The organism is Mycobacterium sp. E740 (assembly GCF_001672895.1).
In the GTDB taxonomy this organism is placed as follows: Bacteria; Actinomycetota; Actinomycetes; order Mycobacteriales; family Mycobacteriaceae; genus Mycobacterium.
This window is the reverse complement of sequence record NZ_LZKP01000102.1, coordinates 23142-47937: the sequence shown is the minus strand read 5'-3', so window position 1 is coordinate 47937 and position 24796 is coordinate 23142. Positions and strand designations below refer to the sequence as shown.

Here is a 24796-nt window from a genome sequence, read left to right as displayed (position 1 = left end):
CGGCCGGGGCCAGGGCGAGCCTCCGTCGAACGAGCCGGCCTACTTCAGCGCGGCGCCGATCAGGTCACGGGCGCGGTCCAGCATCGAGGCGAACGGTCCGACCGCGAAGTTGGCCTTGGCCGACTCGACTCCGGCGTGCGGACGGGTCGGCGCGATCGCCTCGGCGGCCCGCACCGCGCCCGTGACCTGATCGGCGCCGCGCTGAAGTAGGCCGGCTCGTTCGACGGAGGCTCGCCCTGGCGACGGCCGCTACGCGCTTGACATAATGCAGCGCGGAGCAATTCAGCCGGCAGTTGCGGCCTGGAACGCCGGTGAACAGCAAAGTCCGCGGCGACACACCGAGTCGGAAGCGCAGTCACACCGGTAACACCAGGCACACTGGTAACTGTCAACTACGCCTGGAAGGTGTTGCCGTGTATCGAGTTTTCGAGGCGCTCGACGAACTGAGCGCGATTGTGGAAGAAGCCCGCGGTGTGCCGATGACGGCAGGCTGCGTGGTGCCGCGCGGCGATGTCCTCGAGCTGCTCGACGACATCAAGGACGCGATTCCCGGCGAGCTCGACGACGCCCAGGATGTCCTCGACGCCCGCGACGGGATGCTGCGCGAGGCCAAGGAGCACTCCGACTCCATGGTGTCGACGGCCACCGCGGAGGCCGATTCCGTGCTGAACCACTCTCGCGCGGAGGCAGATCGGCTGCTGGCCGACGCGAAGGCGCAGGCTGACCGCATGGTGGCTGAGGCCCGTCAGCACAGCGAGCGCATGGTCGGCGAGGCCCGGGACGAGGCCAACCGCATCGCCGCCACCGCGAAACGCGAGTACGAGGCGAGCACCGGGCGCGCCAAGACGGAAGCCGACCGGCTCATCGAGAGCGGCAACCTCGCCTACGAGAAGGCTGTCCAGGAGGGCATCAAGGAGCAGCAGCGGCTCGTGTCGCAGACGGAGATCGTGCAGACCGCGACGGCGGAGGCCACCCGGCTCATCGATTCGGCGCACGCCGAAGCGGACCGGTTGCGCGGGGAATGCGACATCTACGTCGACAGCAAGCTCGCGGAGTTCGAGGACTTCCTCAACGGCACCCTGCGCTCGGTCGGCCGTGGCCGGCACCAACTGCGCACCGCCGCGGGCACGCACGACTACGCGGCGCGTTAACGCGCGAGGGCCGAGCGCCGAGGGCCGCCAATAATCCTCGCCGTAAACTCGGTCTCTATGGCGACGCATGCCAGAGCGGCGGCGCATCATGCGTCGCGCTCGCCGCTCGTGATCAACATCGCCCGGCTCGGAAGACGGCCCGGATCGATGATGGCTGTCCACCAGACGGTGCCCGCCCCGTCGCGGATCGGGCTCGACCTGGTCGGAATCGCCGAAGGCGCCCCGCTGGCGCTCGACCTGCGGGTCGAATCGGTGTCGGAAGGCGTGCTGGTCACCGGGACGGTGTCCGCGCCGACGGCCGGTGAGTGCGCACGGTGTCTGACCCCGGTCACCGGCGACGTCGAGATCGACCTCACCGAGCTGTTCGCCTACCCCGACAGTGCCACCGATGAGACGACCGAAGCCGACGAAGTTGGTCGCGTGGTGAACGACACCGTCGACCTCGAGCAGCCGATCATCGACGCCGTCGGGCTGGCGCTGCCGTTCGCTCCGCTGTGCACGGCGGACTGCGCCGGTCTGTGCCCGGACTGCGGGGTGGCCCTGGCGACTGCGGAGGCCGGTCATCACCATGAGCGGATCGACCCGCGCTGGGCCAAACTTGCGGGCATGCTGGACGAGGACCCGCGTGACTGACCGCGCGGCGCTGTTGGCCGCGCTCGGCGTCGGGCTGCCCGACGAGCTGCTCACCATGGCGCTCACCCATCGCAGTTACTCCTACGAAAACGGCGGCGTGCCGACCAACGAGCGACTGGAGTTCCTCGGCGACGCGGTGCTGGGGCTGACCATCACCGAAGAGCTCTACCACCGCCACCCCGACCGGTCAGAGGGTGATCTGGCCAAGCTCAGAGCCAGCATCGTCAACACCCAGGCGCTCGCCGACGTGGGTCGCCATCTGTCCGACGCCGGGCTCGGCGCGTACCTGTTGCTCGGCAAAGGCGAAGAGAACTCGGGCGGCGCGGGCAAGGCGAGCATTCTCGCCGACGGTGTCGAATCTCTGCTGGGCGCAATCTATTTGGAGCACGGGATCACGACCGCCCGCGAGGTCATCATGCGGCTGTTCGGGGAGCTCCTCGACACTGCGCCCACCTTGGGCGCCGGTCTGGACTGGAAGAGCAGCCTGCAGGAGCTGACCGCCTCGCGTGGGCTGGGGGCACCGGCGTACCTCGTCACCTCGACCGGCCCGGACCACGACAAGGAGTTCACCGCGACGGTCGTCGTCAGCGACACCGAATACGGCCGAGGTGTCGGGCGCACCAAGAAGGAGGCCGAACTCAAGGCGGCCGCGGCGGCGTGGAACACGCTGACCGACGCCGAGGTAGATGCCTGAACTTCCCGAGGTCGAGGTCGTCCGGCGTGGATTGGGCGCGCACGTCGTCGACAAGACGATCACGGCGGTGCGTGTGCACCATCCCCGCGCCGTGCGCCGACACGAAGCCGGGCCCGCCGATCTGACTGCGCGACTGCTGGATTCGCGCATCGTCGGCACCGGTAGGCGCGGGAAGTACCTGTGGCTGACGCTGGACGACGGCTCGGCGCTGGTGGTGCATCTGGGGATGAGCGGTCAGATGCTGCTGGGCGAAATCCCGAATGCGAACCACCTGCGGATCGCCGCGCTGCTCGACGACGGCACCACGCTCAGCTTCGTCGACCAGCGCACGTTCGGCGGCTGGATGCTCACCGACATGGTGACCGTGGACGGCACCGAGGTACCGGTGCCCGTCGCGCACCTCGCACGTGACCCGCTCGATCCGCTCTTCGACCGGGACGGCGTGGTTGCGGTGTTGCGGCACAAGAACTCTGAGATCAAACGTCAGCTGCTCGATCAGACCGTGGTGTCGGGTATCGGCAACATCTACGCCGACGAGGCGCTGTGGCGCGCCAAGATCAACGGCGCCCGGCCGGCGTCGTCGCTCAGCCGGCCGAAGTTGGCCCAGCTGCTCGACGCCGCCGCCGACGTGATGCGCGAGGCGCTCGAGCAGGGCGGCACATCCTTCGATTCGCTGTATGTCAACGTCAACGGCGAGTCGGGTTACTTCGACCGGTCGCTGGACGCCTACGGCCGCGAGGGTGAGCCGTGCCGGCGCTGCGGCGCGGTGATGCGGCGGGAGAAGTTCATGAACCGCTCGTCGTTCTACTGCCCGAAATGCCAACCGCGCCCGCGGGTGCGGCGCGACTAGGGGCGCCGCTCGTGACTCGCTGAGTCACACGCGTCGTACCCGCTGAGTCAGGGGTGCACCGGCCATCCCGGCAGGCGAGTCACACCGTCGCACGTTTCGTCGCGCGCTTCTCGTACTTCGGCCGCCAAACGTTGATCGATGTGACCGCAGTGGTCGCAGGTAATTCAGTTTCGCGGCATCTTGTACAAATAGGCCATGACCGAACTGTGGGTTGAGCGGACGGGAGAGCGCCGCTACACCGGGCGCAGCTCGCGCGGAGCCGAGGTGCTCGTCGGCAGCGAGGACGTCGTAGGCGTGTTCACGCCGGGCGAGCTGATGAAGATCGCGTTGGCGGCATGCAGCGGCATGGCCAGTGACGCGCCGCTGCGACGCAGGCTCGGTGACGACTACCGCACGACGATCCGCGTGACCGGGCCGGCCGACCGCGAACAGGAGCGCTATCCGCTGCTCGAGGAGCGCATGGAACTCGACCTGTCCGGGTTGTCGCAGGACGAGCGCGAGCGGGTGATCACCGTCGTCGAGCGGGCGATCGATCAGGTCTGCACCGTCGGCCGCACCCTGAAGTCCGGGACTGAAGTGACCTTTGAGGTTGGTGATGCAGGAGTTAGCTGAGGTACGCCTGACCGCATGGGTGCACGGGCGCGTGCAGGGCGTCGGCTTCCGGTGGTGGACCCGGTCGCGCGCCCTCGAACTGGGCTTGACCGGGTTCGCGGCGAACAAGCCCGACGGGCGTGTCCAAGTGGTCGCCCAAGGCTCCCGGGAAGCCTGCCAGCGACTACTTGACCTGCTGCAAAGCGGTGGCACGCCGGGGCGCGTCGACAACGTCGTCGCCGACTTCACCGAACCTCGCGACTCGCTACAAGGGTTCACCGAGCGATAGCCCGCGCGGCGGTAGTGTGGCACGTCGTGCACCTCAAGAGTCTGACCCTGAAGGGCTTCAAGTCGTTTGCTTCGCCGACGACTTTGCGCTTCGAGCCAGGCATCACGTGCGTCGTCGGCCCCAATGGTTCGGGCAAGTCGAATGTCGTCGACGCGCTCACCTGGGTGATGGGTGAGCAGGGCGCAAAGACACTGCGCGGCGGCAAGATGGAAGACGTCATTTTTGCGGGCACGTCGTCGCGGCCGCCGCTGGGCCGCGCCGAGGTCACCGTCACGATCGACAACTCCGACAACTCCCTGCCGATCGAGTACTCGGAGGTCTCGATCACCCGGCGGATGTTCCGCGACGGCGGCAGCGAGTACGAGATCAACGGCAGTAGCTGCCGGTTGATGGACGTGCAGGAACTGCTGTCCGACTCCGGGATCGGCCGCGAGATGCACGTGATCGTGGGACAGGGCAAGCTCTCGGAGATCCTCGAATCGCGGCCCGAGGACCGCCGCGCGTTCATCGAGGAGGCCGCCGGCGTCCTCAAGCACCGCAAGCGCAAGGAAAAAGCGGTCCGCAAGCTCGACGCGATGTCGGCGAACCTGAACCGGCTGACCGACCTGACCACGGAACTGCGCCGCCAGCTCAAGCCGCTCGGGCGCCAGGCCGAGATGGCGCGGCGCGCTCAGACGATCCAGGCCGATCTGCGCGACGCCCGCCTCCGGCTGGCCGCCGACGATCTCGTCACGCGTCGGGCCGAGTTCGAGAACACCAACCAGGCCGAGACCACGCTGCGGCGTGAGCACGACGAGATCGCCGCGCTGTTGGAAGCCAAGACCGCCGAGCTGACCTCGCATGAAACGGCGGTCAGCAGCCTCAGCGAACGTGCCGACGCCGCGCAGCAGACGTGGTTCTCGCTTTCGGCGCTGGCCGAACGCGTCAGCGCGACGGTGCGTATCGCCAGCGAGCGCGCCCAGCATCTCGACGCCGAGCCCGAGGCGTCGACCGGGCCCGACCCCGACGCACTCGAGGCTCAGGCCGAGGAGGTCGCGGAGCAGGAGCGCCAACTGCTCGACGCGCTGACCGAATCGCGCGACAAGCTGCAAAGCGCCCGCGCCGAACTGGCCGAGCGCGAGCGCATCGCCGCAGAGGCCGAGCGCGCGCACATGGCCGCGGCCCGCGCCGAGGCCGACCGGCGCGAGGGCCTGGCCCGGCTGGCCGGCCAGGTCGACACCATGCGCACCCGCGTCGAGTCCATCGACGAAACCGTCGCCCGGCTCACCGGCAACATCGACGACGCCGCCGCGCGGGCGCAGCAGACCCAGGCCGAGTTCGAAACCGTGCAGAGCCGCGTCGGTGAACTCGACGCCGGTGAGGTCGGACTCGACGAACACCACGATCGCACCGTCGCTGCGTTGCGGCTGGCCGACGAGCGTGTCGCCGAACTGCAGGCCGCCGAGCGCGGGGCCGAACGCCAGGTGGCTTCACTGCGCGCTCGCATCGAAGCGCTCTCGGTCGGTCTCGACCGCAAGGACGGCGCGGCCTGGCTGCAGAAGAACCGCAGCGGCGCAGGGCTTTTGGGCTCGGTCGCGAACTTGTTGAAAGTGCGCGACGGTTACGAGGCGGCGATCGCGACGGTGCTCGGCGCAGCTGCCGACGCGGTCGCTGCCGAAAGCCCCGGCGCCGCGCGCGCCGCGGTCGCGGCGCTCAAGGAGTCCGACGGCGGCCGGGCGGCGATCGTGCTCGGCGACTGGCCCGATCATGCAGCGCCGCAAGTGGATTCACTACCCAACGGTGTGGTGTGGGCAGTGGAGTTGGTCGAAGCGCCGCCGCGACTGCAGGGTGCGATCCGCGCGATGCTGGCCGATGTCGTGGTGGTGTCGGATCTCGCTGCCGCACTTGACCTGGTCGCCTCACGCCCGAAGTTGCGGGCCGCCACCACCGAGGGTGATCTGGTGGGGGCGGGCTGGGTCAGCGGTGGGTCCGATCGCAAGCCCAGCACGCTCGAGATCGCCTCGGAAGTCGAGAAGGCCCGTGCGGAACTGGCCCGAGCCGAGAACCAGGTCGGCGAGTTGACGGCGGCCCTGTCCGGAGCGCTGGCCGAGCAGGCGAGCCGTCAGGATGCCGCCGAGCAGGCCCTGGCCGCGCTCAACGAGTCCGACGCGGCGATCTCGGCGATCTACGAGCAGTTGGGTCGCCTCGGTCAGGACGCCCGTGCCGCGGACGACGAGTGGCAGCGCCTCATCCAGCAACGAAACGAGTTGGAGGCCAGCCGATCCCGCACCGTCGAGGAACTCGCCAGCCTTGAGCAGCGGCTGCACAACGCACAGCAGGAGCCGACGTTCGAAGCCGAGCCGGTGAACCGTCAGGAGACGATGGCAGCCGCGGAGGCGGCGCGCAGCGCCGAGGTGGAGGCCCGGCTGTCGCTGCGGACCGCGGAGGAGCGCGCGAATGCCGTTCGCGGCAGGGCGGATTCGCTGCGCCGGGCGGCCGCGGCGGAGCGGGAAGCCAGGCTGCGCGCACAACGTGCTCGCGAATCCCGTCAGCATGCAGCGGCGGTCGCCGCTGCGGTCGCGGAGTCCGGACGCCTTGTCGCACAGCGGTTGAGCGCCGTGGTGGCGGTGGCCTCCCGCGCTCGCGACGAGGTCGCCGCCGAGCGCCAGCACCGCACCGCGGCTTTGGCCCGGGCGCGTGACGAGGTCAACGAGCTCACCGCCAGAATCAACGGCCTGACCGACGCCCTGCACAAGGACGAAGTCGCCAAAGCGCAAGCGGCGATGCGGATCGAGCAGCTCGAGGAACAGGTCCTCGAACAGTTCGGAATGGCGACCGAAGATCTCGTGGCCGAGTACGGCCCCGATGTGCCCCTCCCGCCGACGGAGCTGGAGATGGCCGAGTTCGAACAGGCGCGTGAGCGCGGCGAGCAGGTCACCGCGCCGGCGCCGATGCCGTTCGACCGGGCGACGCAGGAACGGCGCGCCAAGAAGGCCGAACGCGAGCTCAACGAGCTCGGCCGGGTCAACCCACTGGCCCTCGAGGAGTTCGCCGCGCTCGAGGAGCGCTACAACTTCTTGTCCACCCAACTGGAGGACGTCAAGGGCGCGCGCAAGGACCTGCTCGACGTGATCGACGACGTCGACGCCCGAATCCTGCAGGTGTTCACCGAGGCCTACGCCGACGTGGAGCGTGAGTTCCGTCAGGTCTTCTCCACGCTGTTCCCCGGCGGCGAGGGCAGGCTCCTGCTGACCGATCCCAACGACATGCTCACCACGGGCATCGAGGTCGAGGCGCGTCCGCCGGGAAAGAAGATCAAGCGTCTGTCGCTGCTGTCGGGCGGTGAGAAGTCGCTCACCGCGGTCGCGATGCTCGTCGCGATCTTCCGCGCCAGGCCGTCGCCGTTCTATGTGATGGACGAGGTCGAGGCCGCGCTCGACGACGTGAACCTGCGCCGGCTCATCAGCCTGTTCGAGCAGCTGCGGGAGCGCTCACAGCTGATCGTGATCACGCACCAGAAGCCGACGATGGAAGTCGCCGACGCTCTCTACGGGGTGACGATGCGCGACGACGGCATCACCGCGGTGATCAGCCAGCGGATGCGCGGCCAGGAACTGGTCGCGGCCACCAACTAGGCGAGCCCGGGGGCGCGGCGACGGCGTCGCCGAGTCACCTTGAGACAATGGCGCGGTGACAGAAACCGCCTGGATGGGCTTGTGGATCGCGATAGCGGTCATCGCCATACTGCTGGTAGCCGCGCTGATCGTCGGTCTGGTTCGCTATCGGCGCCGACGGATCAGCCTGTCGAAGAGCGATACGGCCACCGAGATCGACCGCTCCGGGGGCTATAGGGCCTCTTCGGGGATCACGTTCACGCAGTCCGCACCGTCCAGGCCCGTCGAGCGGATCGACACCAGCGGACTGCCCGCGGTCGGCGATGACGCCACGATCCCGCGGGACGCACCGAAGCGCCCGATCGCTGATGTGCAACTGCCCGAGGCGCCGGTGGAGAAGCCCGCCCCGCCCGCGCCCGTGGAGCCGGCCGAACCGCAACCAGAACCGGAACAGCGTGCGGTCGTCCTCGACGAGATCGCACCGCCGGAAGGCCGGCTGGAACGGCTGCGCGGCCGGCTTGCCAAGTCGCAGAACACGTTCGGCCGCGGCATGCTCGGTCTGCTCGGCGGCGGTGACCTCGACGAGGCGTCGTGGGAGGAGGTCGAGGACACGCTGCTGATCGCCGACCTCGGCCCGGTCGTCACCGAGTCGGTGGTGTCGTCGCTGCGCGCCAGGATGGCCAGCAGCAACGTGCGCACCGAGGCGGACGCCCGCGCGGTGCTGCGCGAAGTCCTGATCGAAGAGCTGCGTCCCGAACTGGACCGGTCGATCAGAGCGCTGCCGCACGCCGACAAGCCGTCGGTGTTGCTCGTCGTCGGGGTCAACGGCACCGGAAAGACCACAACGGTCGGCAAGTTGGCCCGCGTGCTGGTGGCCGACGGGCGGCGAGTGGTGCTCGGCGCGGCCGACACCTTCCGCGCCGCCGCGGCCGATCAGCTGCAGTCGTGGGCGTCGCGGGTCGGGGCGCATGTGGTGCGCGGTGCAGAAGGCGCCGACCCGGCGTCGGTCGCGTTCGACGCTGTCGACAAGGGCATCGAGGACGGCGCCGACGTCATCGTGATCGACACCGCCGGGCGGCTGCACACCAAGACCGGGCTGATGGACGAACTGGGCAAGGTCAAACGCGTCGTCAGTCGCCGGGCCGAGGTCGACGAGGTGCTGCTCGTGCTCGACGCGACGATCGGTCAGAACGGTCTTCCGCAAGCCAGGGTGTTCGCCGAGGTCGTCGACATCACCGGTGTCGTGCTCACGAAACTCGACGGCACCGCCAAAGGCGGAATCGTGTTTCGGGTGCAGCAGGAACTCGGTGTGCCGGTCAAGCTCGTCGGCCTCGGCGAAGGCGCTGACGATCTCGCACCGTTCGAGCCGGCGGCGTTCGTCGACGCGCTGCTCGGGTAGCGCGCCGGCCGAAACACGAGCGTAACGCTTCGGGCGAACCCGTTCACTTGCCCGAAACCGAACAGAATCACACGGGAAACGCGAGCAAAAGAGTCTTCTCGGGAGGCCGATCGGATCGGCGTACTTCCCAAGGAGGTTCACACAGTGGTTTCAGCCTTACCCCTGGCTCTACCCGATGATGCGTTCGCGCCGTTCGGCCCAGACGGGTTGAGCTCAGGCGACACCGCATGGGTCCTCACCGCCGCGGCCCTCGTCCTGTTCATGACGCCCGGTCTGGCGTTCTTCTACGGTGGGCTCTCCCGGCAGAAGTCCGTCCTCAACATGATGATGATGTCGTTCGGCACGCTCGGCGTCGTGAGCGTCATCTACGTGCTGTGGGGGTACTCGATGTCGTTCGCGTCGAGCCACACCGGCGGCAGCGACATCCTCGGCATCTTCGACGACCCGTTCGCGCTGTTCGGGCTGAGCCCCCTGCTGGAGATCAAGGAGGTCGGCGCAGACAAGCTCTACGTACTCGGCGGCTTCGGCACGGTCCCGGCCATCGTCTGGGTCGGCTTCCAGCTCACCTTCGCGGTGATCACCGTCGCGCTGATCAGTGGCGCGGTGGCCGAGCGGATGAAGTTCGGGACGTGGCTGGTGTTCGGCGGGATCTGGGTGACCCTGGTGTATTTCCCTCTGGCCCATATGGTTTGGGGCGGCGGGTTGATGTCGGCGTCGGGCACCGGCATCGCGGCCAAGCTGTTCGGCGTGAACGGCGAGAACAAGGCGAACGTCCCTCCGATCGACTTCGCCGGCGGTACCGTCGTCCACATCAACGCCGGTATGGCCGCACTGGTGCTCGCGCTGCTGCTGGGCAAGCGGACCGGATTCGGCAGGGTCCCGTACCGCCCGCACAACATTCCGTTCGTGATGCTCGGCGCCGCCATCCTGTGGTTCGGCTGGTTCGGCTTCAACGTGGGCTCCGAAGGGGCGGCCGACATGGTTGCCGGCCAGGTGTGGGTGAATACGACCGCAGCGACGGCAGCGGCGATGCTCGGCTGGTTGCTGGTGGAGCGGATCCGCGACGGGCATGCGACCAGCGTCGGCGCGGCCTCGGGAATCGTCGCGGGGCTGGTGGCGATCACCCCGGCGTGCGGGGCGCTGTCGCCGATCGGTTCGCTGGTCCTCGGCGTCATCGCCGGTGCGCTGTCTGCCCTCGCGGTGGGCCTGAAGTACAGGTTCGGCTATGACGACTCGCTCGATGTGGTCGGCGTGCACCTGGTGGCAGGGCTGTGGGGGACAGTCGGCATCGGGTTCCTGTCCACCAAGACCGGCCTGTTCTACGCCGGTGGCGCCGAGCAGTTGGTCGTGCAGTTGGTGATCGCTTCGGTGGCGGTGATCTTCACCGGCATCATGACGGTGATAATCGCTTTCGTCGTCAAGCCGTTGGGTTGGCGCGTGACCGCGGAGGACGAGGACACCGGCATCGATGAGACCGAACACGCCGAAACCGCTTACGAACTCGTCTGATCGGCAACAATTTCCTCGGAAGGGACCGACTACATGAAGCTGATTACTGCGATTGTCAAGCCGTTCACACTCGAAGACGTCAAGACCGGACTCGAGCAGACGGGCATCCTGGGGATGACCGTGAGCGAGGTTCAGGGGTACGGCCGTCAGAAGGGGCACACCGAGGTTTACCGAGGGGCGGAGTATTCCGTGGACTTCGTGCCGAAGGTGCGTGTCGAGGTTGTCGTGGAGGACTCCGCCGTCGACAAGGTGGTCGACGTCATCGTCCAGGCCGCCCGGACCGGCAAGATCGGCGACGGCAAGGTGTGGGTGAGCCCCGTCGACACGGTGGTGCGCGTGCGCACCGGCGAGCGCGGAGCCGACGCCCTCTGAGCCGGTAGCGAACTGAGATCTCGGCTCCGCACCGATCACGCCGTGAACAGATGACTGAGCAGAAGCGCGATCCCGCCTCCGGTCGCACCCGATGGGTGGCGCCGGAGACGGGCTCGCCCCGGCCCGCGACCGACCTCGCCGCGGCGAGCGCGCAGCTGCTGAGCGACGGTGCGCGCCAACTCGATTCGGCAGCGCTGCGGCGCGCGCTGGAGGATCTCTACGAGTTCTGGCTCACGACGAAGGCCGTCGAAGTCGGCATCACGCCCACCAGCGGGTTCGCCATCGTCGCGACCGGAGGTCTGGGGCGCGGCGAATTCGTGCCGTACTCCGACCTGGACCTGACCCTGCTGCACGACAACATGCCGCCCGAGGTGGTCGGGCAGGTGGCCGAGCTGTTGTGGTATCCCTTGTGGGACGCCAACATTCGTCTTGACCACAGCGTGCGGACGGTACCCGAGGCGCTGCAGGTCGCCGGCGAGGACATCTCAGCGGGGTTGGCGATGCTCGAAGCGCGCCACATCGCCGGTGACGAGGATCTGTCGACATTGCTCATCGGAGGGGCCCGACGGCAGTGGCGCACCGGCATCGCCCCGCGGTTCGAGGAACTCGTCGAACACACCAGGGCACGCTGGCAGCGCAGCGGGCAGATCGCACACCGGGCCGAGCCGGATCTCAAGTGCGGCAGGGGCGGTCTGCGCGACGTACAACTGCTCAACGCGCTGGCGATCGCGCAACTGACCGACGTCTATCCCAACCGGACGTCGGCCTCACCGTTGGGAACGCTGGGGGAGGCGCATCTGGCGTTGCTCAACGTGCGCACCGAACTGCACCGCGTCGCCGGGCGCGGCCGCGACCTGTTGCTGGCACAACACGCCGACGAGATCGGCGCGGCGCTGCACATCGGTGACCGGTTCGACTTGGCGCGCATGCTGTCCGATGCCGCGCGCACGATCAGCTTCTACGTCGACGCCGGCATCCGCACCGCGTCGAATGCACTCCCGCGGCGCGGGTTCGCCTCGTTGCGCCGGCCTGCCCGCCGCCCCCTCGACGAGGGTGTGATCGAGTTCGCGGGCGAGGTGATCCTCGCGCGCGACGCGCGTCCCGAACGCGACCCCGGCCTGATCCTGCGGGTGGCAGCCGCGTCGGCCACCACCGGCCTGCCGATGGCCGCGTCGACGCTGGCCCGACTGGTCGAGGCCGCCCCCGAACTGCGCACGCCTTGGCCGCGCCAGGCCCTCAACGACCTGCTCGTCCTGCTTGCCGCCGGCCCCCCTGCCGTCGCAACGATCGAGGCGCTCGACCGCACCGGCCTGTGGGGACGGCTGTTCCCCGAGTGGGGCGCGGTCCGCGACCTTCCGCCACGAGACATCGTCCACATCTGGACCGTCGACCGGCATCTCGTCGAAACAGTCTCCCGCGCAAGCGCTTTCACCACCCGCGTGTCACGTCCGGACCTGTTGATGCTCGGTGCGCTGTGCCATGACATCGGCAAGGGCCGCGGCGGTGACCACAGCGTGCTCGGCGCCGAACTGGCCACTCAGATCGGCACCCGGCTGGGCCTGTGGCCGTCGGACGTCGAGGTGCTGTCGAAGATCGTGCGTCACCATCTCCTGCTGCCGCACACCGCGACACGACGCGACCTGCAGGATCCCAACACTATCGCGGCGGTGGTCGACGCTCTCGACAGCGACCCGGTGCTGCTGGAACTGCTGCACGTGCTGGCGGAAGCCGATTCGCTGGCGACCGGTCCCGGCGTCTGGGGTGACTGGAAGGCGTCCCTGCTCGGAGACCTCGTCCGCCGGTGCCGGATGGTGATGGCGGGCGACGCGCTGCCCGAGCCGGATCCCATTGACCCCCGGTATCTTTCGTTGGCCGCGCAGGTCGGCGTGCACGTCGAGCTGACACCCGCGGAGAGTGCCCACATCTACAACGTCACTGTCATCGCGCCGGACCGGCGGGGTCTGTTGTCGAAGGCTGCCGGTGTGCTCGCGCTGAATTCGCTGCGGGTGCACTCGGCGTCGGTCAACGGCCACGAAGGCTCGGCGATCAACACATTCGTCGTCTCACCGCATTTCGGCTCGCCACCCGCGGCCGAGCTGTTGCGCCAGCAGTTCATCCTCGCGCTCGACGGCGAACTCGACGTGCTCGAGTCGCTGGACCGCCGCGAACGCGACGCCGCTCAACACGGCACCTCGCGTGCCGGTGAGGTGCCGGCCGCGGTGCCGATCAACCACGTCATCGCCCCGCCGCGCATCCTGTGGTCCGAGGGCGCCAAACCGGGCGAACTGGTCGTGCAGATCCGCAGCGCCGACCGCACCGGGCTGCTGGCCAGGCTCACCGCGGTGTTCGAGCGCGACGGCGTCGACATCGCCTGGGCGAAGGTGACCACGCTGGGTTCGTCGGTCGTCGACCTGTTCGGCATCAGTGCCGGCCCGCCCGCTCGTGAGGACCTCGAGCGTGACCTGTACGCCGTGCTGCCCGCCCCGCCGCCCGCCAAGGCGGTCTCGGAGGCCAGCTGAGCGCGCCGGTGCCGCCGACACGCCCGCCGGGGTGGCCACCGGCCGGCCCCCATTAGGCTGGACGCCGTGTTTGAATCCCTGTCCGACCGGTTGACCGGCGCCCTGCAGGGGCTGCGCGGCAAGGGGCGGCTGACCGACGCCGACATCGATGCAACCACCCGGGAGATCCGGCTCGCGTTGCTGGAAGCCGACGTGTCGTTGCCCGTCGTGCGCGCGTTCGTCAACCGCATCAAGGAGCGCGCCCGCGGCGCCGAGGTGTCCGGTGCGCTGAACCCGGCTCAGCAGGTCGTCAAGATCGTCAACGAGGAACTGATCGACATCCTCGGTGGGCAGACCCGCACGCTGGCGTTCGCCAAGACGCCGCCGACAGTGATCATGCTGGCCGGCCTGCAAGGCTCGGGTAAGACGACGCTCGCCGGCAAGCTCGCGAAATGGCTACGCGGACAAGGCCATACGCCCCTTCTCGTGGCCTGCGACCTGCAGCGGCCAGGTGCGGTCAACCAGTTGCAGATCGTCGGCCAGCGTGCTGACGTCGCGGTGTTCGCGCCGCATCCCGGCGTTTCGGCCGAAGGTTCGGCGGATGCGGCCCCCGGCGATCCGGTCGCTGTCGCCGCAGCCGGTCTCGCCGAGGCCAAGGCCAAGCATTTCGACGTGGTCATCGTGGACACCGCGGGCCGGCTCGGTATCGACGACGAGCTGATGGGTCAGGCCGCCGCGATCAAGCAGGCCGTCGAACCGGACGAAGTGATCTTCGTGCTGGACGCGATGATCGGCCAGGACGCCGTCACCACCGCCGAGGCGTTCCGCGAGGGCGTCGGGTTCACCGGCGTGGTGCTGACCAAGCTCGACGGTGACGCCCGCGGCGGCGCCGCGCTCTCGGTGCGCGAGATCACGGGCGTGCCGATCCTGTTCGCCTCCAGCGGAGAGAAGCTCGAGGACTTCGACGTCTTCCACCCCGACCGGATGGCCAGCCGCATCCTGGGGATGGGCGACGTGTTGTCGCTGATCGAACAGGCCGAGCAGGTCTTCGACGCACAGCAGGCCGAAGAGGCGGCCGCCAAGATCGGCAGCGGCGAGCTGACCCTCGAGGACTTCCTCGAGCAGATGCTGGCGATCCGCAAGATGGGCCCGATCGGCAACCTGCTGGGCATGCTGCCCGGCGCCGGCCAGATGAAGGATGCGCTGGCCGCCGTCGACGACAAGCAACTCGATCGTCTGCAGGCGATCATCCGCGGCATGACGCCCGAGGAACGCGCCGACCCCAAGATCATCAACGGCTCGCGGCGGCTTCGGATCGCCAACGGGTCAGGCGTGACGGTCGGCGAGGTCAACCAGCTTGTCGAGCGGTTCTTCGAAGCGCGCAAGATGATGTCGAGCATGGCCGGCCAGATGGGACTCCCGTTCGGCCGCAAGCCTTCCAATCGCAAGGGCGGGAAGAAGGGCAAGAAGGGCGCCAAGGGCAAGAAGGGCGGTCGGGGGCCGACGCCGCCGAAGGTCCGCAATCCGCTCGGCGCCGCGATGCCGGGTTTGCCCGGCGGGTTCCCGGACCTGTCGGACATGCCCAAGGGTCTCGACGAGCTCCCACCGGGGCTCGCCGACATCGACCTGTCCAAGCTGAAGTTCCCGAAGAACTGACCGGATGAGCCGTCCCCCTCTTCACGTGCGCGGCCGGGGACTGCCCGATGAGCAGCCGGTGGAGTGGTGGGTGGTCGACGGCCTGCTGAGCGCCGAACCGGTCCGCGGCGCGCAGACGGTGTTCGGGGCTGATGGGTACGGCGGCTGGATCCTTCCCGGCCTGGTCGACGCGCACTGCCACGTCGGCCTGGGTGACCACGGCCCGCTCGACAACCTCGACGACTGCATCGCCCAGGCTGAGGTGGAGCGCGACGCCGGTGCGCTGCTGCTGCGCGACGCCGGTTCGCCGATCGACACCCGAAGCCTCGCCGAGCACGACGACCTGCCCGAGATCATCCGGGCCGGTCGCCATCTCGCCCGCCCGAAGCGGTACCAGCGCGACTTCGCGATCGAGTTGGAAGACGAGTCCGCGCTACCCGCGGCGGTGGCCGAGCAGGCGCGGTTCGGTGACGGCTGGGTGAAGCTCGTCGGCGACTGGATCGACCGCGAGGTCGGCGACCTGGCGCCGCTGTGGTCCGACGACGTGCTCAAAGCCGCGATCGACGCGGCCCACGCCAACGGTGCCCGGGTGACCGCCCATGTGTTCAGCGGGGACGCCCTGCCCGGGCTGATCAAGTCGGGTATCGACTGCATCGAGCACGGCACCGGGCTCACCGACGACACCATCGACCTGATGGTCGAATACGGCACTGCGCTGGTGCCGACACTGATCAACATCGCGAACTTCCCCGGTATCGCCGACGGGGCGTCGAAGTATCCGAAGTACGCCCGGCACATGCGTGACCTGCACAAGAAGTGCTATCCGCGGATCGCCGCGGCGCGTGAGGCCGGCGTGCCGATCTACGCGGGGACCGACGCGGGCAGCATGGTCGCGCACGGCCGGATCGCCGACGAGATCGAGGCGCTCACCGGCATCGGGATGACGCCGTCCGAGGCGCTCGGTGCGGGGTCTTGGAGCGCCCGCGAGTGGCTGGGGCGCCCGGGTCTGGAGCACGGCGCGCCCGCCGACCTCGTCTGCTACGCCGACGACCCGCGGCTCGGCGCCGCGGTCCTCAACCGCCCGGACGTGGTGATCCTGCGCGGTCGCACGTTCCCGTGAGGTGCGAACCTAGGCCTGCGCGAAACCCCAGTCGAACAGGTTGATCGCCTGACCGTAGAGATCACCGTTTCCGTACAGCTCCGCGACCACCAGGCGGCGACCGCCGCGCTCTGCGGCCGCGACGAACGTCTCTCGCGCGAGGTCGGTGAAGCCGGTCTTGCCGACAAGCGTGCCCGGATACCGCTTGAGCAACTGGTTCTGATTGGCGATCGTCTTCGGACCGCTGTCGGTCGGGAACAACGACGACGGCTGGCGCACGATCGCCGCGAACGCCGGATACCGCAGCGCCTGGCGATAGATCATTGCGAGGTCGTTGGCGGTCGTGATCGACTCCATCCCGGGACCGTCCAGTCCCGACGGAGAGGATGCCCGCGTGCTGCGCGCACCCAGCGCCGCGGCTTTGGCGTTCATCTTCGCGACCGCGACGCGATAGCCGCCGAGACCGTCGGCCAACACATTGGCGGCGTCATTGCCGGAGACCAGCATCAGCCCGTCGAGCAGTTGGCGCACGGTGTAGGAGCGTCCCGCTTTCACTCCCGCGCAAGAGCATTCGACATCGGCGGCCGCCGGACTGGCGGTGATCACACCGTTCAGCGGAAGCTGGTCGAGTACGACCATGGCGAGCAGCGCCTTGATCGTGCTCGCGGGTGCGTGCGGCTCAAGAGGGTTGCGGGAAGCCAGGATTCGGCCGGAGTCCAGGTCGGCGAGCAACCACGATTGTGCCGGTCCGTCCGGCAGCGCGACGGCGCCTGAGGGCTCACCGCCCGGCTGGGCGGATGCGGGAGCAGCGACGCCGAAGGCCAGAGTCAGCGCGAAAACCAAGGCCGCCAGCATGCTTCGCATGGCCGCCGAGCGTATCGGTCGCGCCGTCCGTCGCGGTCTCGGAAGCGTTGCGATTGCGCAACTCAGGCGGCGCTCACAGCGAGCCGATACCGGCGCCCGGGCTGAGCGCGAACCCCCAGTCGAACAAGTTGGCGGCCTGGTCCCAGTAGGTCGGCTGGCCCGGCTTGTTCATGCCGTACATCAACGCGACGACCAGTCGGCGTCCGTCGCGCTGCGCGGCGCCGACGAACGTCTTCTGGGCACGGTCGGTGTAGCCGGTCTTCCCGCCGAGCGTGCCCGGGTACCGCTTGAGCAGTTCGTCCTGGTTGACGAGGACGTCGTCGCCGGTCTCGGTGGGGAACACGGCGGTCGGCTGGGCGGTGATCGAAGCGAACACGGGGTTGGCCAACGCGGCGCGGAAGATCACCGCGAGGTCGTGCGGCGACGACCACATGTCGATGCCGGGTCCGTCGAGGCCGGACGGCGTCGCCGCGTTGGTGTCGTACGCGCCGAGCGAGGCGGCCTTCGCGTTCATCTTGGTCACCGCCGCCGGTTGCCCGCCGAGCATGGTGGCCAGGGTGTTGGCCGCGTCGTTGCCCGACACCAGCAGCAGGCCCTCGAGCAGCTGGCGGGTGGTGTACGTCTTGCCGGCCGCGACGCCCGCGCAGTTGCACTCCACGTCGGTGTCCGCCGCGTTCGCGACCACGGTGGCGTCGAGCGGCAACTCGTCGAGCACCGTCAGCGCCAGCAGCACCTTGATCGTGCTGGCCGGCGCGTAATGCCCGTGCTCGTCGCGCGCGGCGAGCACCGCGCCGGTGTCCATGTCGGCGAGCACCCACGCCTGGGCGGGGCCGTCGGGGATCGGAACCGAACCCGACGGCTGGCTCACCCCGATGGGTGCGGCGGCCGCGACGGCGGTCGTCCCGACGGCCAGACTCAGCACGCTCACTAGGCAGATCAACAGCTTCCGCATGGGCACGCAGCCTAGTCGTGTTCAATCGACGCATGTTGAGCCTGGAGGAGATTTCGGACCGCCTCGAAATTCAGCAACTGCTGATCGACTACTCCACGGCGATCGACCAGAAGCGATTCGACGACCTCGACCGGGTGTTCACCGCAGACGCCTACATCGACTACCGCGTCACCGGCGGTATCGACGGGCGCTTCGCGGAGGTGAAGGCGTGGCTGAAGGAGGTGCTGCCGAACTTCCCGGCGTACTACCACATGCTCGGCAACGTCGACGTGCGCATCTCCGGCGATCACGCATCGTCGCGGGCCATCTGCTTCAACCCGATGGTGATGGGCGGCTCGAACCCCGGCGAGAGCCCGATCTACTTCGTCGGGATCTGGTACGTCGACGAGTTCGTCCGGACCGCCGACGGCTGGCGGATGAGCCGCCGCGTCGAGGAGAAGTGCTTCGACAAGCTGCTCTGAGCCGGCAGGCGGGTTCCTTAGCTGGTTGATTGCCCTCACGTGGTGCGTGCGATCAACCACTCAACGCCGCGAGCGCGAGCGGCTGGGATTTTTGCCGGTCCGGGCTGCTCTGGCACAATGGGCGACTGTCTGGCCCGCGACTACGGCTGCGGGCGGTCACACACGTAGGGCAAAACCGGATCGTGGCGCCCCGCCGCGATCGCTGAATTGCAGCGTGGCAACCACAGGAGAAACGCTCGACCATGGCTGTCAAGATCAAGCTCACCCGGCTTGGCAAAATCCGCAATCCCCAGTACCGCATCGCCGTCGCCGATGCGCGCACCCGCCGGCAGGGTCGCGCCATCGAGATCATCGGCCGGTACCACCCGAAGGAAGATCCGAGCCTCATCGAGATCGACTCGGAGCGCGCCCAGTACTGGCTCGGCGTCGGCGCCCAGCCCACCGAACCGGTGCTCGCACTGTTGAAGATCACCGGCGACTGGCAGAAGTTCAAGGGGCTGCCGGGCGCGGAGGGCACGCTGAAGGTCAAGGAGCCCAAGCCCAGCAAGCTGGAGCTGTTCAACGCGGCGCTGGCCGAGGCCGAGGGCGGCCCGAGCACCGAGGCCACCCAGCCCAAGAAGAAGAAGGCACCGGCCAAGAAGGCGTCCGAGAAGGCGTCGGCCGAGTCCGACCAGAGCGCCGTCGAAGCTGAGGCGACCGCCGACCCGTCGGGCGCCAAGGACAAGTCCGAGCCCGCCGCCGAGGGCGTGGACGCCACCGTCGACGGCGCCACTGAAAGCTGAGCGCCGACGTGAGCTCTGTCGTCGTCGACGCCGTCGAGCACCTGGTCCGCGGGATCGTCGACAACCCTGACGATGTCCGCGTCGACATGGTCACCAACCGCCGCGGCCGCACGGTCGAGGTGCACGTGCATCCCGACGACCTCGGCAAGGTGATCGGCCGGGGCGGACGCACCGCAACCGCGCTGCGCACGCTGGTCGCGGGCATCGGCGGTCGCGGTATCCGCGTCGACGTGGTGGACACCGACCAGTAACAGGCCATGGACCTCGTTGTCGGGCGAGTCGTCAAAGCGCACGGCATCGCCGGCGAGGTGGTGGTGGACGTCCGCACCGACGACCCCGACGCGCGGTTCGCCCCCGGCACGTCGTTGCGGGGTCGCCGCCCCAGAGAAGACGCCGAGCGCCGCTACGTCGTCGAGTCGGTGCGTGCGCATGGCGGACGGCTGTTGGTCCGGCTGGCGGGCGTGTCGGATCGCACTGCCGCAGATGCCTTGCGGGGCACGCTGTTTCTCGTCGACTCCGCGGGACTTCCGCCCATCGAGGATCCCGACGAGTACTACGACCACGAACTCGAGGGCCTGCAGGTGCGTACCGCTGCCGGCGCGGACGTCGGCACCGTCGCGGAAGTGCTGCACACCGCGGCCGGTGAGCTGCTCGCGGTGCGCACGGCCGGAGGCGAGGTGCTGATCCCGTTCGTCAGCGCGATCGTGACATCGGTTTCGCTGAGCGATCGGCTCGTCGAGATCGACCCGCCCGAGGGTCTGCTGGAGATCTGAACATGCGCATCGATGTGGTGACGATCTTCCCGGGTTATCTGGAGCCGCTGCGACAGTCGTTGCCGGGCAAGGCGATCGAGACAGGCATCGTGCAGCTGGCCGTACACGATCTGCGGCGCTGGACGCACGATGTGCACCGTTCGGTTGACGACGCGCCGTACGGTGGCGGCCCCGGGATGGTGATGAAGGCCCCGGTGTGGGGCGATGCGCTCGACGAGATCTGTTCGGCGGAAACACTTCTCGTGGTGCCGACGCCGGCGGGTCGAGTCTTTCGGCAGGCCGACGCACAGGCGTGGGCCGGTGAGAGCCATCTCGTGTTCGCGTGCGGCCGGTACGAGGGCATCGACCAACGGGTCGTCGAGGACGCGGCGCGCCGGATGCGCGTCGCGGAAGTCTCGATCGGTGACTACGTGCTGCCCGGGGGAGAATCAGCCGCCTTGGTGATGATCGAGGCGGTGGTACGGCTTCTGCCCGGCGTGCTCGGCAATCCCGTTTCGCATCAAGATGATTCGCACTCGCAAGGATTTCTGGAGGCGCCAAGTTACACCAGGCCGCCGAATTGGCGCGGGTTGGACGTACCGGACATCCTGCTGTCGGGCGACCACGCGAAGGTGGCGGCGTGGCGACGCGAACAAGGGCTGCAGCGCACGCGGGAACGCCGGCCGGATCTGCTCGGGCCCACCGACTAGATGTGCCCTCCGGGAAACATCGTCTTGACCGTCTGGGTGATGGTGTCGCGCGCGGCTTCCGCGTCGGCCGTCTGCAGGGAACCGACCGCTACGACATACCGGTGGTCCGCTCCGATCAGCCCAGTCGACATGTGCATCCAGTTGCCGCCGTTCCAGCAGCACATCCAGCCCTGCTTGACCGCCACCCGCTCGGCGTAGAGGGCATCCGGGATGCCGAACCGCTGCGGGTAGGTGCCGCCGGGTTGGGTGCCGTCGATCGCCATGGGAGTCGACGCCGCCAGGTTCGACACGATGAGCTTGGCCTGGTCCGGCGGCAGCCCGCCGCCGCCCGACAACAGCATCTCGTAGTACCGGACCAGGTCACCGGTGGTGCTCAGGGTGTTGTACCACCGGCCGTCGTACGGCGTGCTGGTCGCACCCAGGCCATACCGCTCGGCCACCCGCGCCACGATCTCGCTGCCGCCACTGCGGTTCCAGAAGATCTCGGCTGCGCTGTCATCTGAGGACCGCAACATCGCTTCGAACGCCCGGCGGTCCTCGGGCGTCAGGCGCGCCTGTCCCCGCGACTCCTGCAGCAGCAGGTCGTCGGCGATGAACAGCTTGACCACCGAGGCGATGGGCATCGCCTCGGTGTTTCCGTTCGAGATGAGCTGACCGGTGTCGCGGTCCAGCACGGTGATCGCGACGTCAGCGTCGGCCTCGGCGGCCTCGAGAGTCGCCTGCTGCGTGCGCGCCTGCAGTCCAGTGAAGGATGCCGCCGGTTCGTCGGGCGGCAGCTCGGGCAGCGGCGCCTTGGTGCCCTGTGGCACGACGACGGTCAGGTGCGGCGCCCGTTCGGGCGGCGTCCCGTACACCTTGGCCTCACAACCCGCGACGATCGGCACCGCGACGACTATCGCTGCGGTCGCGCTCACCAGCCTCGACGGCCGACGTCGCATGGTCCTCCTCACGGCGCATGGGGCATGAAACGAGGGTCAGCCGGGTCTCGTCCTGGAGAAGGCCCTGATCACTGCCCCTGAAGCAAGCCTAACCGCTCCGGGTGCCCGCGGCCTGATTAGGTGTGCTCAGTGTTTGGCCGGACGAGCGAAGTGGTGACGTCGGCCGATTTCTGGGATTCGGCCCGATCTGGCACAATTGAGCAGTTGTCTGTGCAGGACCCGGGAACGGCCAGTTCCGCCCGCTGCGAGATACCACCCCGATACGCCCGAACAGCTCGGCTCGGCAGTGTCATGCCACGGCGTCGACCGTGACAGCTTTGCCCGCCGGCCGCCAACCGCAAGGAAGTGTCCGATGAACACGCTGGACTTCGTCGATCAGACATCGCTGCGCGACGACATCCCGGACTTCGGTCCCGGCGACACGGTCAACGTGCACGTCAAGGTGATCGAGGGCTCCAAGGAGCGCATCCAGGTCTTCAAGGGCGTGGTGCTGCGTCGCCAGGGTGGCGGTGTCCGGGCGACCTTCACAGTGCGTAAGGAGAGCTACGGCGTCGGCGTGGAGCGCACCTTCCCGGTGCACTCGCCCAACATCGATCACATCGACGTGGTGACCCGCGGCGACGTGCGCCGCGCCAAGCTGTACTACCTGCGCGAACTGCGCGGCAAGAAGGCGAAGATCAAGGAAAAGCGCTGACGTCCCGGTCGGCTGCCGGCGTCGGGGTCTGATCCTTGCAGCGCAAGCAGCGCGGGGCGGAAAACCGCGCTGGCTACCCTGATGCGGTGACCGGTTCCCCAGAGTCCGACGAGTCATCAGCTGAGGCCACCGCCGAGGACACCGCTCCGGAAGGCGATGCGGTCGAGCCGGAGCAGCCAGCGAAGAAGGGCGGCGCGCTGCGCGAGTTCGCGGTTCTCATCGCGATCGCGTTGGTGCTGTACTACGTGATGCTGACGTTCGTCGCGCGGCCCTACCTGATCCCGTCGGAGTCGATGGAACCCACGCTGCACGGATGCACGGGCTGCACCGGTGACCGGATCATGGTGGACAAGCTCAGCTACCGGTTCTCCTCGCCCGAGCCCGGTGACGTGGTCGTCTTCAAGGGTCCGCCGAACTGGAACATCAACTACCGGTCGATCCGCTCGGACAACACCGCCGTGCGGTGGGTGCAGAACGCGCTTTCGTTCGTGGGCTTCGTCCCGCCCGACGAGAACGACCTCGTCAAGCGAGTCATCGCGGTGGGCGGGCAGACGGTCGAATGCCGCGCCGCGACCGGGCTGACCGTCGATGGCAAGCGGCTCGAGGAGCCCTACCTGGATCCCGACACGATGCGGGCGGACCCCGCGGTCTACCCGTGCCTGGGAAACGAGTTCGGTCCGGTGACGGTGCCCGAGAACCGGTTGTGGGTGATGGGCGACAACCGCACCCATTCGGCCGATTCCCGCGCGCACTGCTCGAACCTGCCGGCCGACGCCCAGAACGGCCTACTGTGCACGGGCGACCCGGTGGCGGGCACGGTCCCGGTGGACAATGTGATCGGGAAGGCGCGGTTCATCGCCTGGCCGCCGTCGCGTTGGGGCGGTGTGGGCAGCGTGGACCCGCAGACGTAAACCGTCGGGACGCAACAGGAGAGGGTGTTCTTGCCGGCGACATGGCCTCCGCGCACTGTGATCCGGAAATCCTCGGGCCTGCGCACTCTGGAATCGGCGTTGTATCGCAGCGGCCTGGGGCCGGTTGCCGGCGTCGACGAGGTGGGCCGCGGCGCCTGCGCCGGCCCGCTCGTGGTGGCCGCGTGCGTCCTGGGGCCGAACCGGTTGGAGAGCCTGGCGGCGCTCGACGACTCCAAGAGGCTCAACGAGAAGGAGCGCGAGCGGCTGTACCCGTTGATCCGGCGCTACGCGCTGGCGTATCACGTGGTGTTCATCCCGTCGGTGGAGGTGGACCGGCGCGGTGTGCACGTCGCCAACATCGAGGGCATGCGCCGCGCGGTTGCCGGCCTGTCGGTGCGGCCCGGGTATGTGCTGTCCGACGGGTTCCGGGTGCCGGGGCTGGCTGTGCCGTCGCTGCCCGTGGTGGGTGGCGACGCCGCGGCGGCGTGCATCGCGGCGGCCAGTGTGCTGGCGAAGGTGAGCCGGGACCGGTTGATGGTCAAGATGGAGGACGAGCATCCGGGGTACGGATTCGCCGAGCACAAGGGGTACAGCACCCCGGCGCACAGCGCGGCGCTCGCCGAGCGAGGGCCGTGCGCCCAGCACCGGTACTCGTTCATCAACGTGCGACGGGTCGCCACGGCCGGCGGTGTCAGGGTGATCACCGAACTCGTCGACGACTGCGCGCCGCATCAGCGTGATGAAGTGGGGTAGGAGACAATGGGGAGCAGGCAGTGACCGACATGAAGGACAGCTGAGCTGATGAGTGCCGAAGATCTCGAGAAGTACGAAACCGAGATGGAGCTCTCGCTCTACCGTGAATACAAGGACATCGTCGGGCAGTTCAGCTACGTGGTGGAAACCGAGCGGCGGTTCTACCTCGCCAACAGCGTCGAGGTGGTGCCGCGCAACTCGGAGGGCGAGGTCTACTTCGAACTGCGGCTGGCTGATGCCTGGGTCTGGGACATGTACCGGCCCGCCCGCTTCGTAAAGCAGGTGCGTGTGATCACCTTCAAGGACGTCAACATCGAAGAGGTCGAGAAGCCGGAGCTGCGGCTGCCGGAGTAGCGGCACCGCCGAGTCTTGCGGCTGCACACCGTTTTTGACGTGCGCGACAACGTCGGTGCCGCGCACGGCGTTTCCGATACTGGCCGTCTCTCTTCTCGCGTTTGCCGATGTTCTGCTTTCGCGCGCGGGATGATTCTTTGCGGCGTGCGGGATCGAGCTCTGGAGCTGTTGTCCGACAATCGTGGGGCGGCCGAGCCGAATCCTTGTTCCGCTATGCTTGCGTCTGCGTGCGTGCGTGACGTGCGCCGGACGGCCGTTCCATGGATGAGACAGAAAACGTCGTGATGTCCCGTAATTGCCTCTTGAACAGGG

Annotated in this window: 25 protein-coding genes and 1 pseudogene; 22 read left to right on the top strand and 4 right to left on the bottom strand. The window is 68.4% G+C overall.

Annotated elements, in window-relative coordinates; translation table 11 throughout:
• Positions 1–39 precede the first annotated feature (39 nt).
• Positions 40–189: pseudogene (locus A5663_RS22560) on the bottom strand (hemerythrin domain-containing protein); the annotation flags it as partial.
• Positions 190–413: 224 nt separating this feature from the next.
• Between A5663_RS22560 and sepIVA the strand changes: the two are divergent.
• The 13 genes from sepIVA (at position 414) to A5663_RS09725 (ending at position 16334) form a co-directional block, all read left to right on the top strand.
• A complete protein-coding gene (gene sepIVA / locus A5663_RS09785; RefSeq protein ID WP_068147407.1) occupies positions 414–1151 on the top strand; it encodes a cell division protein SepIVA in 738 nt (245 codons plus the stop codon).
• Between the two features lie 57 nt (positions 1152–1208).
• On the top strand, positions 1209–1784 hold the full coding sequence (locus A5663_RS09780) for a DUF177 domain-containing protein (RefSeq protein ID WP_068147403.1): 576 nt from the start codon (positions 1209–1211) through the stop codon (positions 1782–1784).
• Positions 1777–2478 carry a ribonuclease III gene (rnc, locus tag A5663_RS09775; RefSeq protein WP_068147399.1) on the top strand — a complete coding sequence of 234 codons (702 nt, stop codon included), beginning with the start codon at positions 1777–1779 and terminating at the stop codon, positions 2476–2478. The genes A5663_RS09780 and rnc overlap by 8 nt, the downstream gene beginning before the upstream one ends.
• The gene (mutM, locus tag A5663_RS09770) at positions 2471–3328 is read left to right on the top strand and encodes a DNA-formamidopyrimidine glycosylase (protein WP_068147395.1); all 858 of its coding nucleotides are present in this window, start codon (positions 2471–2473) and stop codon (positions 3326–3328) included. Before rnc ends, mutM begins: the two co-directional genes overlap by 8 nt.
• A gap of 195 nt (positions 3329–3523) precedes the next feature.
• A complete protein-coding gene (locus tag A5663_RS09765) occupies positions 3524–3940 on the top strand; it encodes an OsmC family protein (RefSeq protein WP_068147392.1) in 417 nt (138 codons plus the stop codon).
• Entirely contained in the window at positions 3924–4208 is a 285-nt protein-coding gene (locus A5663_RS09760) for an acylphosphatase (protein WP_068147389.1), read from the top strand. The genes A5663_RS09765 and A5663_RS09760 overlap by 17 nt, the downstream gene beginning before the upstream one ends.
• Before the next feature lie 26 nt (positions 4209–4234).
• The gene (gene smc, locus A5663_RS09755) at positions 4235–7822 is read left to right on the top strand and encodes a chromosome segregation protein SMC (RefSeq protein ID WP_197503356.1); all 3588 of its coding nucleotides are present in this window, start codon (positions 4235–4237) and stop codon (positions 7820–7822) included.
• A 73-nt stretch (positions 7823–7895) separates the two neighbouring features.
• Positions 7896–9200: a signal recognition particle-docking protein FtsY gene (ftsY, locus tag A5663_RS09750; RefSeq protein ID WP_068147381.1), complete on the top strand. Its 1305-nt coding sequence runs from the start codon at positions 7896–7898 to the stop codon at positions 9198–9200.
• Between the two features lie 144 nt (positions 9201–9344).
• Positions 9345–10709 carry an ammonium transporter gene (locus A5663_RS09745; protein WP_068147378.1) on the top strand — a complete coding sequence of 455 codons (1365 nt, stop codon included), beginning with the start codon at positions 9345–9347 and terminating at the stop codon, positions 10707–10709.
• Positions 10710–10742: 33 nt separating this feature from the next.
• Positions 10743–11081, top strand: coding sequence for a P-II family nitrogen regulator (locus A5663_RS09740; protein WP_018600748.1), 339 nt, complete (start codon positions 10743–10745; stop codon positions 11079–11081).
• A 50-nt stretch (positions 11082–11131) separates the two neighbouring features.
• Positions 11132–13600 (top strand): [protein-PII] uridylyltransferase, encoded by a 2469-nt coding sequence (locus tag A5663_RS09735; RefSeq protein WP_068147373.1) that lies wholly within the window; start codon positions 11132–11134, stop codon positions 13598–13600.
• A 66-nt stretch (positions 13601–13666) separates the two neighbouring features.
• A complete protein-coding gene (gene ffh, locus A5663_RS09730) occupies positions 13667–15235 on the top strand; it encodes a signal recognition particle protein (protein WP_068147371.1) in 1569 nt (522 codons plus the stop codon).
• Positions 15236–15239: 4 nt separating this feature from the next.
• Positions 15240–16334, top strand: coding sequence for an amidohydrolase family protein (locus A5663_RS09725; protein WP_068147368.1), 1095 nt, complete (start codon positions 15240–15242; stop codon positions 16332–16334).
• 9 nt (positions 16335–16343) lie between these two features.
• On the opposite strand, the gene A5663_RS09720 is transcribed toward A5663_RS09725, so the two are convergent.
• Positions 16344–17177 carry a D-alanyl-D-alanine carboxypeptidase family protein gene (locus A5663_RS09720; protein WP_068147365.1) on the bottom strand — a complete coding sequence of 278 codons (834 nt, stop codon included), beginning with the start codon at positions 17175–17177 and terminating at the stop codon, positions 16344–16346.
• A gap of 73 nt (positions 17178–17250) precedes the next feature.
• Positions 17251–18129, bottom strand: coding sequence for a D-alanyl-D-alanine carboxypeptidase family protein (locus A5663_RS09715; protein ID WP_068147361.1), 879 nt, complete (start codon positions 18127–18129; stop codon positions 17251–17253).
• Positions 18130–18161: 32 nt separating this feature from the next.
• Between A5663_RS09715 and A5663_RS09710 the strand changes: the two genes are divergently transcribed.
• The 5 genes from A5663_RS09710 to trmD all read left to right on the top strand — a co-directional run bounded on the left by A5663_RS09710 (position 18162) and on the right by trmD (position 20834).
• Positions 18162–18590, top strand: a complete 429-nt coding sequence (locus A5663_RS09710) for a nuclear transport factor 2 family protein (protein ID WP_068147358.1) — start codon at positions 18162–18164, stop codon at positions 18588–18590.
• 242 nt (positions 18591–18832) lie between these two features.
• A complete protein-coding gene (gene rpsP, locus A5663_RS09705) occupies positions 18833–19372 on the top strand; it encodes a 30S ribosomal protein S16 (RefSeq protein WP_068147354.1) in 540 nt (179 codons plus the stop codon).
• Positions 19373–19380: 8 nt separating this feature from the next.
• Complete coding sequence (locus A5663_RS09700; protein WP_003928628.1) at positions 19381–19623, top strand: RNA-binding protein; 243 nt, start codon at positions 19381–19383, stop codon at positions 19621–19623.
• 6 nt (positions 19624–19629) lie between these two features.
• Positions 19630–20145, top strand: a complete 516-nt coding sequence (rimM, locus tag A5663_RS09695; RefSeq protein ID WP_068147351.1) for a ribosome maturation factor RimM — start codon at positions 19630–19632, stop codon at positions 20143–20145.
• Positions 20146–20147: 2 nt separating this feature from the next.
• Positions 20148–20834 carry a tRNA (guanosine(37)-N1)-methyltransferase TrmD gene (gene trmD / locus A5663_RS09690; RefSeq protein WP_068147345.1) on the top strand — a complete coding sequence of 229 codons (687 nt, stop codon included), beginning with the start codon at positions 20148–20150 and terminating at the stop codon, positions 20832–20834.
• On the opposite strand, the gene A5663_RS09685 is transcribed toward trmD, so the two are convergent.
• Positions 20831–21772, bottom strand: coding sequence for a hypothetical protein (locus tag A5663_RS09685; RefSeq protein WP_068147342.1), 942 nt, complete (start codon positions 21770–21772; stop codon positions 20831–20833). The two genes, trmD and A5663_RS09685, sit on opposite strands and share 4 nt — an antisense overlap.
• A 352-nt stretch (positions 21773–22124) precedes the next feature.
• Here A5663_RS09685 and rplS point away from each other — a divergent pair, with 352 nt between their 5' ends.
• The 4 genes from rplS (at position 22125) to A5663_RS09665 (ending at position 24484) form a co-directional block, all read left to right on the top strand.
• Complete coding sequence (gene rplS / locus A5663_RS09680) at positions 22125–22466, top strand: 50S ribosomal protein L19 (protein ID WP_068147339.1); 342 nt, start codon at positions 22125–22127, stop codon at positions 22464–22466.
• A gap of 86 nt (positions 22467–22552) precedes the next feature.
• Positions 22553–23377, top strand: coding sequence for a signal peptidase I (gene lepB, locus A5663_RS09675; protein ID WP_068147336.1), 825 nt, complete (start codon positions 22553–22555; stop codon positions 23375–23377).
• Positions 23378–23407: 30 nt separating this feature from the next.
• Positions 23408–24130 carry a ribonuclease HII gene (locus A5663_RS09670; protein WP_068147418.1) on the top strand — a complete coding sequence of 241 codons (723 nt, stop codon included), beginning with the start codon at positions 23408–23410 and terminating at the stop codon, positions 24128–24130.
• 48 nt (positions 24131–24178) lie between these two features.
• Positions 24179–24484: a DUF2469 domain-containing protein gene (locus A5663_RS09665; protein WP_059099649.1), complete on the top strand. Its 306-nt coding sequence runs from the start codon at positions 24179–24181 to the stop codon at positions 24482–24484.
• Positions 24485–24796 lie beyond the last annotated feature (312 nt).

Excerpts from the sequence above, each read along its gene's own strand:
- A5663_RS09780 (WP_068147403.1), top strand. The coding sequence starts at position 1,209 with ATGGCGACGCATGCCAGAGCGGCGGCGCATCATGCGTCGCGCTCGCCG.
- mutM (WP_068147395.1), top strand. The coding sequence starts at position 2,471 with ATGCCTGAACTTCCCGAGGTCGAGGTCGTCCGGCGTGGATTGGGCGCG.
- A5663_RS09765 (WP_068147392.1), top strand. The coding sequence starts at position 3,524 with ATGACCGAACTGTGGGTTGAGCGGACGGGAGAGCGCCGCTACACCGGG.
- A5663_RS09760 (WP_068147389.1), top strand. The coding sequence starts at position 3,924 with ATGCAGGAGTTAGCTGAGGTACGCCTGACCGCATGGGTGCACGGGCGC.
- ftsY (WP_068147381.1), top strand. The coding sequence starts at position 7,896 with ATGGGCTTGTGGATCGCGATAGCGGTCATCGCCATACTGCTGGTAGCC.
- A5663_RS09740 (WP_018600748.1), top strand. The coding sequence starts at position 10,743 with ATGAAGCTGATTACTGCGATTGTCAAGCCGTTCACACTCGAAGACGTC.
- A5663_RS09735 (WP_068147373.1), top strand. The coding sequence starts at position 11,132 with ATGACTGAGCAGAAGCGCGATCCCGCCTCCGGTCGCACCCGATGGGTG.
- A5663_RS09725 (WP_068147368.1), top strand. The coding sequence starts at position 15,240 with ATGAGCCGTCCCCCTCTTCACGTGCGCGGCCGGGGACTGCCCGATGAG.
- A5663_RS09720 (WP_068147365.1), bottom strand. The coding sequence starts at position 17,177 with ATGCGAAGCATGCTGGCGGCCTTGGTTTTCGCGCTGACTCTGGCCTTC.
- A5663_RS09715 (WP_068147361.1), bottom strand. The coding sequence starts at position 18,129 with ATGCGGAAGCTGTTGATCTGCCTAGTGAGCGTGCTGAGTCTGGCCGTC.
- A5663_RS09710 (WP_068147358.1), top strand. The coding sequence starts at position 18,162 with ATGTTGAGCCTGGAGGAGATTTCGGACCGCCTCGAAATTCAGCAACTG.
- rpsP (WP_068147354.1), top strand. The coding sequence starts at position 18,833 with ATGGCTGTCAAGATCAAGCTCACCCGGCTTGGCAAAATCCGCAATCCC.
- rimM (WP_068147351.1), top strand. The coding sequence starts at position 19,630 with ATGGACCTCGTTGTCGGGCGAGTCGTCAAAGCGCACGGCATCGCCGGC.
- trmD (WP_068147345.1), top strand. The coding sequence starts at position 20,148 with ATGCGCATCGATGTGGTGACGATCTTCCCGGGTTATCTGGAGCCGCTG.
- A5663_RS09685 (WP_068147342.1), bottom strand. The coding sequence starts at position 21,772 with ATGCGACGTCGGCCGTCGAGGCTGGTGAGCGCGACCGCAGCGATAGTC.
- rplS (WP_068147339.1), top strand. The coding sequence starts at position 22,125 with ATGAACACGCTGGACTTCGTCGATCAGACATCGCTGCGCGACGACATC.
- A5663_RS09665 (WP_059099649.1), top strand. The coding sequence starts at position 24,179 with ATGAGTGCCGAAGATCTCGAGAAGTACGAAACCGAGATGGAGCTCTCG.